Source organism: Mycobacterium sp. E183 (genome assembly GCF_001667735.1).
In the GTDB taxonomy this organism is placed as follows: domain Bacteria; phylum Actinomycetota; class Actinomycetes; order Mycobacteriales; family Mycobacteriaceae; genus Mycobacterium.
Genome location: NZ_LZJN01000214.1, coordinates 57968 through 69808, shown reverse-complemented (window position 1 = coordinate 69808; position 11841 = coordinate 57968). Strand labels below are relative to the sequence as shown.

The following is an 11841-nucleotide window of genomic DNA, read 5'->3' as shown; positions in this document are numbered from 1 at the left end:
GACCGAACGGGCCTTGGTTGCCGGGACGGCCCCACGTCGAAGGGTCCTGGTTCGGCGGTCCTTGTGGGTTCGTCACCCGACTGATTCTGCCCTATCGAGCTGAGCGAAATCTGAGTGGTTGCGCAGCACCGCGATGCTCTCGCGCGCCTTGACGACCCGGTCGACGTCGATGTCGGCCACCACCAACTGCGGCCCGGACCCGGCCGACGCGACGACTTCACCGAACGGCGAGGCCACCAGGCTGCCACCCACCCCGGTGGGCGCGCCCGACTCCGTCAGCGGTGCGCCCGGGTCGGCCTGGCCGGCCGCCGCAACGTAACTCATCGAGTCGAGGGCGCGGGCCCGCGCCAGGAGCGTCCACTGGTCGAGCTTGCCGGGCCCCGAGCCCCACGACGCGCACACGGCGATCAGCTGGGCGCCGCGGCGGGCCAGCTCGGTGTACAGCGCCGGGAAGCGGATGTCGTAGCAGACGGACAACCCCACCCGGACGCCGGCGACCGTGATCACCACCGGCTCGTGGCCGGGGGCCACGGTGCGCGACTCGGTGAAGCCGAAGGCGTCGTAGAGGTGGATCTTGTCGTAGTGCGCGTTCGGCTCGTTGGGGCTGCCCGGACCGGCCGCGATCAGCGTGTTCTTCACCCGGCCGTCCCCGGCCGGCGTGAACATGCCGGCGATCACCGTGATTCCGCAGTCGGTCGCGATCCGTCGCACACCCGTCGCCCACGGCCCGTCGACCGGCTCGGCGACGGGCGCCAGCGGAACGCCGAACCGGCACATGGTCGCCTCCGGGAACACCACCAACTGGGCACCCGCGTCGGCGGCCTGCGCGCTGTACTCGCGGACCAGCCCTAGGTTGGCGGCCGGGTCGGTCCCGCTGAGGATTTGGGCCAGCGCGATTCGCATGGGCGCCAGCTTAGGCTCGCCGCCCTCATACCGTTTTGGCGATCCACTCCGTGGTGAACCGTTGCTCCGCCGCCACCAGCTCGGCCAACTGGGTGCCGATGATGTTCTCCAGCTTGCCGCCGATGATCGGGACGCGCACCTGGACGGTGGCCCGGAACGTCAGCCGGGCGCCGCCCGTCTCCAGGATCGGCAACAGCGTCGCGGTGCCGGTCAGGTTGACCGGGGCGTCCAGAATCGAGCCGACGACGGTGCCCTGCGCGGTGCCGTCGGCGACCGGTCCCCACACTTCCTCTCGCCGGATGCGCAGATCGCCGCTGTGCAGCTGCGTGACCATCCCGGGCAGCTTGTGGCTGTGGATCACTTGCACGGTGACGACCTCGACGGTGTCGTCGTCCCCGGTTTCGCCACCGACCCGCATCGATTCCAGCGTGGCGATGTCAACGCCGGATCCGGCCAGCCGTGCCCGCCAATAGGTCTCGTCCGTGAACGCCCGATGAACCTCTTCAACGCTGCCGTCGTAGTCGGCCGACAAGTCGAATGAACGCGGCATAGCAGGTGAGGCTACCGTTACGGGCCATGAAATCCAGCGACGCCGGTCCGACGTTCGCCGGCGCGCAGGTCGCCGAAGCAGTGTCGCTCGCGCCGCTGACGACGTTGCGGGTGGGGCCGGTGGCCCGCCGCCTGATCACCTGCGCCAGCACCGACCAGGTGATCGCTGTGGTGCGGGAGCTGGATGCCGAAAGCCGTGGGGGAGAACGTTCCCCGGTGCTGGTGTTCGCCGGCGGGTCCAACCTGGTGATCGCGGACAGCCTGACGGACCTGACCGCGGTGCGGTTGGCCAACAGCGGCATCACGATCGACAACACCCTGGTGCGCGCGGAGGCGGGCGCGGTGTGGGACGACGTCGTGGTAGCCGCCATCGAGCATGGTCTGGGCGGGCTGGAATGCCTGTCCGGGATTCCCGGTTCGGCCGGGGCCACCCCGGTGCAAAATGTCGGAGCCTACGGCGCCGAGGTCTCCGACACCATCACCCGCGTGCGGATCCTGGACCGCGACAGCGGGGAGGTGCGCTGGGTGCCGGGCGGCGAGCTCGGCTTCGGCTATCGCACCAGCGTGCTGAAGCAGGCCGGCCCCGAAACCCCTTGGGTGGTATTGGAAGTCGAGTTCGCGCTGGACGCCTCGGGCCAGAGCGCGCCGCTGCGCTACGGGGAGCTGGCGGCCGCGTTGGGCGTGAGCGGCGGCGAGCGGGCCGACCCACGGGCGGTGCGCCGGGCGGTGCTCACGCTGCGGGGCCGCAAGGGCATGGTGCTCGACCCGGACGACCACGACACCTGGAGCGTGGGTTCATTCTTCACCAACCCGGTGGTCGCACCCGAGGTTTACGAGCGGCTGGCCCACACTTTCGGAGACGACCGCGGCCCGGTTCCGCACTACCCGGCCCCCGACGGCGTCAAGCTGGCCGCCGGCTGGCTGGTGGAGCGGGCCGGCTTCGCCAAGGGATATCCGGACGATCCGGGGGCCCGGTGCCGGCTGTCCACCAAGCACGCGCTGGCGCTGACCAACCGCGGCGGGGCCACCACCGAAGAGGTGATCGCGCTGGCCCGGGTCATCCGCGACGGGGTTCGTGATGTGTTTGGTGTCACATTGAAACCGGAGCCGGTCCTGCTCGGCTGCAGGCTATAGCTCCGAATCCGCCGACGCCCGAATTGTCGCGGCGGAGTTGGTGGATTTTGCCCGGTATCTTTGACTTTCGTGAGCACGTCGCGCGACCCGCAGCCGATCAACCGGCGCGTGGCTTTGGCGACCCTCGGACTGGGGATGTTCGCCCCCAGCGTCTTGGCCGCGTGCGGCGGCCCGGCCGCCAAGCAGGCCGAGAAGAAGGAGCAGCCCGCGCCGAAGCTGAAGTTCCAGCCGGCCGATGCGACCGAGAACGTGGTGCCGATCGCGCCGATCAGCGTCGAGATCAGCGACGGCTGGTTCCAGCACGTGACGCTGACCAATTCCGCGGGCAAGGCCGTGGCGGGCAAGTTCAACTCCGACCGCACCGTCTACAGCACCACCGAGCCGCTGGGCTACGACGCGACCTACACCTGGAGCGGCTCGGCCGTGGGGCACGACGGCAAGGCCATCCCGGTGACGGGCAAGTTCACCACCGTGACGCCCACCAAGAAGATCGGCGGGGCATTCCAGCTGGCCGACGGCCAGACCGTCGGGGTCGCGGCGCCGATCATCATCCAGTTCGACGCGCCGATCACCGACAAGGCCGCCGTCGAGAAGGCGTTGACCGTCACCACCAACCCGCCCGTCGAGGGCAGTTGGGCCTGGTTGCCCGACGAGGCGCAGGGCGCCCGCGTGCACTACCGCACCCGCGAGTACTACCCGGCGGGCACCACGGTCAACGTCGACGCCAAGTTGTATGGGCTGCCGTTCGGCGACAGCGCCTACGGCGCCGACGACATCTCGCTGAACATCCAGATCGGTCGCCGGCAGGTGGTCAAGGCCGAGGTCTCGTCGCACCGCATCCAGGTGGTCAGGGACGAAGGCGTCATCATGGACTTCCCGTGCAGCTACGGCGAGGCCGACAAGGCGCGCAACGTCACCCGCAACGGCATCCACGTGGTCACCGAGAAGTACGCGGACTTCTACATGTCCAACCCGGCCGCCGGCTACAGCCACGTGCACGAACGGTGGGCGGTGCGGATCTCGAACAACGGCGAGTTCATCCACGCCAATCCGATGAGTGCGGGCGCGCAGGGCAACACCAACGTCACCAACGGCTGCATCAACCTGTCGACCGGCGACGCGGAGCAGTACTACCAGTCCGCGATGTACGGCGACCCGGTCGAGGTGACGGGCAGCTCGATCCAGCTGTCCTACTCCGACGGCGACATCTGGGACTGGGCCGTCGACTGGGACACCTGGGTCGCGATGTCGGCGCTGCCGCCGCCCACGGCGCACCCGCCGTCAACCCAGATCCCGGTGACCGCGCCGGTGACGCCGTCGACCGCCCCGAGCCTGTCCGGCACGCCGACGACGACCACCACCTCGCCTAGTCCGGGGACTGGCCCCGGCGGTTAAAGCGGGTGGCCGACGCCTGGTCGCGCGGCTTCATGACGATCAGGTCGAGGTCGACGTGCGGCGGCCGCGAGGCCACGAAGCCGATCACTTCGGCGACGTCGGCGGCCACCAACGGCGTGAGGCCGGTGTACACCGAGTCGGCGCGTTGCTGATCGCCGTCGAAGCGGACCAGCGAAAACTCCGTCTCGACCGCGCCCGGCGCGATCTCGGTCAGCCGAACCGGCTTGCCCAGCAGCTCACCGCGCAGCGTGCGGTGCAACGCCCCCTGCGCGTGTTTGGCCGCCGTGTAACCGGCGCCCCCGTCGTAAACCTCAAGTGCGGCAACCGAAGTAACCGTGACGATCAGCCCGTCGCCCGAGTCGATGAGCTTGGGCAGCAGCGCGCGGGTGACCCGCAGCGTGCCCATCACGTTGGTCTCCCACATCCATCGCCAATGCTCGAAGTCGGCTTCGGCGACTGGCGCCAGGCCGCGGGCGCCCCCGGCGTTGTTGACCAGCACGTCGACCCGGCTCAGCTCGTCGGCGAGCGCGGTGACCGCGGCGTCGTCTGTGACGTCGGCCACAATGGCGGTTCCGCCGATCTCCCTCGCCAGGGCGTTGATGCGGTCGGCCCGGCGCGCGACCGCGACCACGTGAAAGCCCTGCGCAGCGAGGGTCTGGGCCGTCGCCTCGCCGATTCCGGAGCTGGCCCCCGTGACCACGGCGACGCGTTCATTCCTGACATTTCCAGTCATAGAAACAACCTTAGTGAGCGTGCTAAATTTTCGAGGTGCACCTCAGCGCCCTGTCCAGCACCACCACCGCGTGTCTCTGCGCGGCGGGTGCGTGTTGTTGTCGCGCACTTTGCCGCTCCTGACTTTCAGGTGTGGCCAGTGACGGCCAACAAAGACTCGGACAAAGGACGCTCGTGCGCTCGAATACCCTCACCCAGACTCATCATTCGCCCACCCGTGCCACCTACAAGGGCCACCGGTCGGTGCGGCGTCAGATCGTGCCGCCGGCCCTGCACATCGCCGACTCGGCGGCGGCCTCGGTTTTCCGGGCCGTCCGCTTGCGCGGCCCCGTCGGCCGTGACGTCATCGCCGGCGTCACCTCGCTGAGCATCGCGACGGTCAACCGCCAGGTCATCGCCCTGCTCGAGGCCGGTTTGCTGCGGGAACGCGCCGACCTGGCCGTCTCCGGCGCGATCGGTCGGCCCCGCGTGCCGGTCGAGGTCAACCACGAACCGTTCGTGACGCTGGGCATCCACATCGGCGCCCGCACCACCAGCATCGTGGCCACCGACCTGTTCGGTCGCACGCTCGACACCGTCGAGACGCCGACACCGCTCAGCCCCGCCGGGCCCGCCCTGGCGACGCTGGCCGAGAGCGCCGCCCGCTACCTGCAGCGCTGGCATCGGCGGCGCCCGCTGTGGGTCGGCGTCGCGATCGGCGGCACGGTCGACAGCGCGACCGGCCACGTCGACCACCCGCGGCTCGGCTGGCGGCAGGCGCCGGTTGGCCCCGTGCTGGCCGATGCGCTGGGACTGCCCGTCTCGGTGGCCTCGCACGTCGACGCCATGGCCGGGGCCGAGCTGCTGCTCGGACTGCGGCGATTCGTGCCCAGCTCGCCCACCAGCCTGTACGTCTACGCCCGTGAGACCGTGGGCTACGCGCTGGTGATCGGCGGGCGGGTGCACTGCCCGGCCAGCGGCCCGGGCACGATCGCCGCCCTGCCCGCCCACTCCGAGTTGCTGGGCGGCACCGGCCAGCTGGAATCCACCGTCAGCGACGAGGCGGTCCTGACCGCCGCGCGCCGGCTGCGCATCCTGCCGTTCGCGCCCGCGGGCCGCCCGAACGCGTCGGCGGCCGGCATCAACGATCTGCTGCGGCTGGCCCGCGGCGGCAACGAGCAGGCGAAACAGCTGCTCAACGAGCGGGGCCGGGTGCTCGGGCAGGCCGTGGCGTTGCTGCGCGACATGCTCAACCCCGACGAGCTGGTAGTCGGCGGCCAGGCCTTCACCGAGTATCCCGAGGGCATGGAGCACGTCGAGGCGGCGTTCGCCGAGCACTCGGTGTTGCCGGCACGCGACATCCGCGTCACCGTCTTCGGGAACCGGGTGCAGGAGGCCGGCGCCGGAACCGTGTCGCTGGGCGGGCTGTATGCCGACCCGCTCGGTGCGATGCGCCGCGCGGGGGCGCTGGGCCCGCGGCTGCGCGACGTCTCCGCCGACGAGCCTTCCGCTTAACGCGAAGCCGTGTCCTGGGCGCTGGGCTCGTGGGCCGAACGTCCTGTAAAGATGAAAGAGTGCGGCACGATGACGTCTTCCGGCTGAAACCGCGCCGCGTCGCAGTGTTGGCGGTGCACACTTCGCCCCTGGCGCAGCCGGGCACCGGCGACGCCGGGGGCCTGAACGTCTACGTGCTGCAGACCGCGTTGCACCTGGCGCGCCGCGGCATCGAGGTGGAGATCTTCACCCGGGCCACCGCGTCCGCCGACCCGCCCGTCGCCCGGGTGGCGCCCGGCGTGCTGGTGCGCAACGTGGTGGCGGGGCCGTTCGAGGGGCTGGACAAATACGACCTGCCCACCCAGCTGTGCGCGTTCGCCGCGGGGGTGCTGCGCGCCGAAGCGTCGCACGAGCCGGGCTATTACGACATCGTGCATTCGCACTACTGGCTGTCCGGACAGGTCGGCTGGCTGGCCCGCGACCGCTGGGCGGTGCCGCTGGTGCACACCGCGCACACGCTCGCCGCGGTCAAGAATGCCGCGCTGGCCGCGGGTGACGCGCCCGAGCCGCCGCTGCGCACGGTCGGCGAGCAGCAGGTCGTCGACGAGGCGGACCGGCTGATCGTCAACACCGATGACGAAGCCAGGCAATTGATTTCGATCCACCGCGCCGACCCGGCCCGCATCGACGTGGTCCACCCCGGCGTCGATCTCGAGGTGTTCCGCCCGGGTGAGCGCCGCGCGGCCCGGGCCGCCCTGGGGCTGCCGCTCGACGAGGACGTGGTGGCGTTCGTCGGGCGAATCCAGCCGTTGAAGGCCCCCGACATCGTGCTGCGGGCCGCCGCGAAACTGCCGGGCGTGCGCATCGTGGTCGCCGGCGGCCCGTCGGGCAGCGGCCTGGCCTCCCCGGACGGGCTGCGGCGGCTCGCCGACGAACTCGGCATCGCCGCGCGGGTGACTTTCCTGCCCCCGCAGTCCCGCTCGGACCTGGCCACCCTGTTCCAGGCCGCCAGCCTGGTCGCGGTGCCGAGCTATTCGGAGTCGTTCGGCCTGGTCGCCGTCGAGGCCCAGGCCTGTGGCACCCCGGTGGTGGCCGCCGCGGTCGGCGGTCTCCCGGTGGCCGTGCGGGACGGGATCACCGGCACGCTGGTGGCCGGCCATGACGTCGATCGGTGGGCGGGCGCGCTGGACCGAATGCTGCGCTTGCCGGCGCCGCAGGCCGAGGCGATGAGCCGGGCCGCCGCCGCACACGCGGCCACGTTCTCCTGGGAGAACACCACCGACGCGCTGCTGACCAGCTATCGCCGCGCGATCAGCGGGTACACCGCCGAGCGCCGCGGGGTCGGCGCGTGAGCCCCACGGTCGAGCGCGTGATCGAGGACGCGCTGCAGGCCAGCGGTCTTGTGTACTCGAAACACGACGGCGCGCACGGCGGCCGGTCGGGACTGGTGGTGGAGCTGCCCGGCGAGCGCAAGCTCAAGACCAACACCATCCTGAGCGTCGGCGAGCACTCGGTGCGCATCGAGGCGTTCGTGTGCCGCAGGCCCGACGAGAACCACGAGGGGGTCTACCGCTTCCTGCTCAGGCGCAACCGCCGCCTCTACGGCGTGGCCTACACGCTGGACAACGTCGGCGACATCTACCTGGTGGGACGCATGTCGCTCGCGTCCGTGGACGCCGACGAGATCGACCGGGTGCTCGGGCAGGTGCTCGAAGCGGTCGACGCGGACTTCAATACGTTGCTGGAGTTGGGATTTCGCTCGTCGATCCAAAAAGAGTGGGACTGGCGGGTGTCTCGCGGCGAGTCGCTGAAGAACCTGCAGGCGTTCGCTCATTTGATCGACGAAGACGACGAATAAGCTAGCCGGCATGGGAGATACCGGCACGTTGGTGCTGCTCCGCCACGGCGAGAGCGAATGGAACGCAAGCAACCAGTTCACCGGATGGGTCGACGTGGACCTGACCGAGAAGGGCCGGGCCGAGGCGGTGCGCAGCGGCGAGCTGCTGGCCGAGCAGAACCTGTTGCCCGACGTCCTTTACACGTCGCTGCTGCGCCGCGCGATCACCACCGCGCACCTGGCCCTCGACGCCGCCGACCGGTTGTGGATTCCGGTGCGGCGCAGCTGGCGGCTCAACGAACGGCACTACGGGGCGCTGCAGGGCCTCAACAAGGCGGAGACCAAGGACCGCTACGGCGAGGAGCAGTTCATGACCTGGCGGCGCAGCTACGACACGCCGCCGCCACCGATCGAGAAGGGCAGCCAGTTCAGCCAGGACACCGACCCCCGCTACGCCGACATCGGGGGCGGCCCGCTGACCGAATGCCTGGCCGACGTGGTCGTGCGTTTCCTGCCGTATTTCACCGACGTCATCGTCCCGGACCTGCGCAGTGGCAAGACGGTGCTGATCGTCGCGCACGGCAACTCGCTGCGGGCCCTGGTGAAGTACCTCGACCAGATGTCCGACGACGACGTCGTCGGGCTGAACATCCCGACCGGGATTCCGCTGCGCTACGACCTCGACGCCGACCTGCGGCCGGTGGTCGCGGGCGGCACCTACCTCGACCCGGAGGCCGCCGCCGCGGGCGCCGCGGCGGTTGCCAGCCAGGGGCGCCGGTAAAACCGGCCACCGGCCCAAAGCGAGTTTCAAAGGCCTGTTTGCCGAACATCGCGTTAACGGGAGTGGAACACCTGAAGCGAAAAGTGTGACTTGTCCGATTTTGGCCTCGTTCCGCTAGGGCAGCGTTTCCGAAGATTTGTAGGATTTGCTATGTGACTGTGTTCTCGGCGCTGTTGCTGGCCGGGGTCTTGTCCGTGCTGGGGCTGGCCATAGGTGTGGCAGCCGGGACCCGGCTGTCGCCGAAAGCCGCTCATCGCAGGCAGCGGGTCAGCACCGAGTGGACCGGGATAACGGTCGCGCAAATGCTGCAACGCATCGTCGCGCTGATGCCGCTCGGGGTGGCGGTCGTCGATTCTCACCGCGACGTCGTCTACCTCAACGATCGGGCCAGGGAGCTGGGCCTGGTGCGCGACCGCCAGCTCGACGACCAGGCGTGGGAAGCGGCGCAGCAGGCGCTCGGCGGCGTCGACGTGGAGTTCGACCTGCGGCCGGCCAAACGGGCGGCCGGCCGGTCCGGCCTGTCCGTGCACGGCCAGGCGCGGTTGCTCAGCGAGGAAGACCGGCGGTTCGCCGTGGTGTTCGCCCACGATCAGTCCGACTACGCGCGCATGGAGGCGACCAGGCGCGACTTTGTGGCCAACGTCAGCCACGAGCTCAAGACCCCGGTGGGCGCCATGGCCCTGCTCGCCGAGGCGCTGTTGGCGTCCTCGGACGACTCCGAAACCGTTCGCCGGTTTGCCGAGCGGGTGCTCGTCGAAGCCAACCGGCTGGGGGACATGGTCGCCGAGCTGATCGAGCTGTCCCGGCTGCAGGGTGCCGAACGGTTGCCCAACGTGACCGAGGTCGACGTGGATACCGTTGTGTCCGAGGCGATTTCACGGCACAAGGTGGCCGCCGACAACGCCCAGATCGAGGTTCGCACCGACGCGCCCAGCGGCCTCCGGGTGCTGGGCGACGAGACGCTTCTGGTCACCGCGCTGGCCAACCTGGTGTCCAACGCGATCGCCTATTCGCCACCCGGTTCACCGGTCTCGATCAGCCGCCGCCGCCGTGGCGACAACATCGAGATCGCCGTGACCGACCGGGGCATCGGGATCGCGCTGGAGGATCAGGAGCGGGTCTTCGAGCGGTTCTTCCGGGGGGACAAGGCACGCTCGCGCGCCACCGGCGGCAGCGGGCTGGGCCTGGCCATCGTCAAACATGTCGCGGCCAATCACAACGGCAGCATCGGGGTGTGGAGCAAGCCGGGCACCGGTTCCACGTTCACGCTGTCGATTCCGGCCTATAAGGACAACGACGAAGAACCCGAGCAACCGCAGGGTCGCGACGTGCGGCCCAACAGGTCACAACGAGAGGAAGAACTGAGTAGATGACCCGCGCGTACGACAATGCAGAGCAAAGCGATGAGGAGTCGCGCTGATGACCAGTGTGCTGATCGTGGAGGACGAGGAGTCGCTGGCCGATCCGCTGGCATTCCTGTTGCGCAAGGAGGGCTTCGAGGCCACCGTCGTGACGGATGGACAGGCCGCACTGGCCGAGTTCGACCGTGGCGGCGCCGACATCGTGCTGCTCGACTTGATGCTGCCCGGCATGTCGGGGACCGACGTGTGCAAGCAGCTGCGTGCTCGTTCCAGCGTGCCGGTGATCATGGTGACCGCGCGGGACAGCGAGATCGACAAGGTCGTCGGGCTGGAACTCGGCGCCGACGACTACGTGACCAAGCCGTATTCGGCGCGCGAGTTGATCGCCCGGATTCGCGCGGTGCTCCGCCGCGGCGGTGACGACGACTCCGAGATCAGCGACGGTGTGCTCGAGTCCGGGCCGGTGCGGATGGACGTCGAGCGCCACGTCGTCTCGGTCAACGGTGACACGATCACGCTGCCGCTCAAGGAGTTTGACCTGCTCGAGTACCTGATGCGCAACAGCGGGCGGGTGCTGACCCGCGGGCAGTTGATCGATCGGGTGTGGGGCGCCGACTACGTCGGCGACACCAAGACGCTCGACGTCCACGTCAAGCGTCTGCGGTCCAAGATCGAAGCCGACCCGGCCAACCCGGTCCACCTGGTCACCGTGCGGGGACTGGGCTACAAGCTGGAGGGCTAGACCCTGGGGATGAGTGGTCCGCGGCTGGTTGGTTCGTTCGTCGTGATGGTCACGTCCGTCTGGCCGACCAACCGGTAATGCAGACGGCGCCGAGCGTCGTCGTCGATTGTGACGGTGAAGACGTACGTCCCCAGCTTCTCCAACTGAAGCACGGGCATATTGACCGCGAACGCCACCGACTGGGTTTCGCCGTCCTCAACATCGCGCCGTCGGCCAACGTTGAATCGAAAATGTGCCCGGAACGGTTCCCGCTCGCCGAATCCCTTGTCGACCTCGACCGGATGGCCGTCCTCGTCCGCCAGGTCGACGGTGACGGTGTGCTCTTCGTTGGTAGCGGTCCACGGGACCTCGGCGATGATTCCGAGGGCCAACGAAACCGTGAAGGGCCCTGAGCGTCCCGCCGGAATGACCGCCCGGTCTACGCCGCCGCCCATGACGTACAACAAGTTGTTCTGCGCCTCGGCGTGGTTGCACAGAATTGTCGTTAACTCCATCGGTTGCTCCCGCAGACGACAGTTGCTAGCTGGGCGGTCACACCATATCCGATCTGGCGGGGAAGCGGGATTATCGCGCCGCCCTGGCGCCCTCGCGCTGACCCTTCTTTTTCGCACGGGTCGAGCAGCAATGCGACATTTCGCAATGGAACTGGTCACTGCATTCATGCGAACAATAAATTGAAGCGGCCGGAAGCCAGTCCGGGTCGGACAAGTCGCGCGGTCGGTCGTTGGGATCGAACGTGTGGCCGCAATGCACGCAGGTCCTGACCTTGGTAGCCATGTCGTCAGGGTACGCGCGGGGGCCCTCAATCGCTGCCCGTTTCCGCATTTCGCAGAAATGCCAAGTGCGCAATTCAACCGGAAATCGCCGGCGCCAGCGAATTAGTTTTTCAAACTAACTCGGTCGTCGGCGGATGTCGATCGCGGCGCGGTTCGAC

The 11841-nt window shown here is 69.1% G+C and carries 12 protein-coding genes; 8 read left to right on the top strand and 4 right to left on the bottom strand.

Annotated features, from left to right (window positions below; all coding sequences use genetic code 11):
* Positions 1–72 precede the first annotated feature (72 nt).
* Positions 73–903: a carbon-nitrogen hydrolase family protein gene (locus tag A5691_RS26640; protein WP_067757620.1), complete on the bottom strand. Its 831-nt coding sequence runs from the start codon at positions 901–903 to the stop codon at positions 73–75.
* Positions 904–928: 25 nt separating this feature from the next.
* Positions 929–1453: a DUF2505 domain-containing protein gene (locus A5691_RS26635; RefSeq protein WP_067757623.1), complete on the bottom strand. Its 525-nt coding sequence runs from the start codon at positions 1451–1453 to the stop codon at positions 929–931.
* Between the two features lie 26 nt (positions 1454–1479).
* Here A5691_RS26635 and A5691_RS26630 point away from each other — a divergent pair, with 26 nt between their 5' ends.
* Together A5691_RS26630 and A5691_RS26625 are read left to right on the top strand one after the other, a co-directional pair.
* Positions 1480–2586, top strand: coding sequence for a UDP-N-acetylmuramate dehydrogenase (locus A5691_RS26630; protein WP_067757629.1), 1107 nt, complete (start codon positions 1480–1482; stop codon positions 2584–2586).
* 60 nt (positions 2587–2646) lie between these two features.
* Positions 2647–3981 (top strand): Ig-like domain-containing protein, encoded by a 1335-nt coding sequence (locus tag A5691_RS26625; RefSeq protein WP_067757631.1) that lies wholly within the window; start codon positions 2647–2649, stop codon positions 3979–3981.
* Here A5691_RS26625 and A5691_RS26620 read toward each other — a convergent pair.
* Positions 3953–4714, bottom strand: a complete 762-nt coding sequence (locus A5691_RS26620; RefSeq protein WP_067757634.1) for an SDR family NAD(P)-dependent oxidoreductase — start codon at positions 4712–4714, stop codon at positions 3953–3955. The genes A5691_RS26625 and A5691_RS26620 overlap by 29 nt on opposite strands.
* A gap of 242 nt (positions 4715–4956) precedes the next feature.
* Between A5691_RS26620 and A5691_RS26615 the strand changes: the two genes are divergently transcribed.
* The 6 genes from A5691_RS26615 (at position 4957) to regX (ending at position 10907) form a co-directional block, all read left to right on the top strand.
* The gene (locus tag A5691_RS26615) at positions 4957–6207 is read left to right on the top strand and encodes an ROK family transcriptional regulator (RefSeq protein ID WP_231968988.1); all 1251 of its coding nucleotides are present in this window, start codon (positions 4957–4959) and stop codon (positions 6205–6207) included.
* Positions 6208–6236: 29 nt separating this feature from the next.
* A complete protein-coding gene (gene mshA, locus A5691_RS26610) occupies positions 6237–7538 on the top strand; it encodes a D-inositol-3-phosphate glycosyltransferase (protein ID WP_231981022.1) in 1302 nt (433 codons plus the stop codon).
* Entirely contained in the window at positions 7535–8044 is a 510-nt protein-coding gene (locus tag A5691_RS26605; protein WP_067757647.1) for a YbjN domain-containing protein, read from the top strand. Before mshA ends, A5691_RS26605 begins: the two co-directional genes overlap by 4 nt.
* Positions 8045–8054: 10 nt before the next feature.
* Positions 8055–8804: a phosphoglyceromutase gene (locus tag A5691_RS26600; RefSeq protein WP_067757650.1), complete on the top strand. Its 750-nt coding sequence runs from the start codon at positions 8055–8057 to the stop codon at positions 8802–8804.
* A 152-nt stretch (positions 8805–8956) separates the two neighbouring features.
* Positions 8957–10177: a cell wall metabolism sensor histidine kinase WalK gene (locus tag A5691_RS26595; protein WP_156670177.1), complete on the top strand. Its 1221-nt coding sequence runs from the start codon at positions 8957–8959 to the stop codon at positions 10175–10177.
* A gap of 46 nt (positions 10178–10223) precedes the next feature.
* A complete protein-coding gene (gene regX / locus A5691_RS26590) occupies positions 10224–10907 on the top strand; it encodes a two-component sensory transduction protein RegX (RefSeq protein ID WP_007167631.1) in 684 nt (227 codons plus the stop codon).
* On the opposite strand, the gene A5691_RS26585 is transcribed toward regX, so the two are convergent.
* Positions 10904–11401, bottom strand: coding sequence for a hypothetical protein (locus tag A5691_RS26585; protein WP_067757656.1), 498 nt, complete (start codon positions 11399–11401; stop codon positions 10904–10906). The two genes, regX and A5691_RS26585, sit on opposite strands and share 4 nt — an antisense overlap.
* Between the last annotated feature and the right edge of the window lie 440 nt (positions 11402–11841).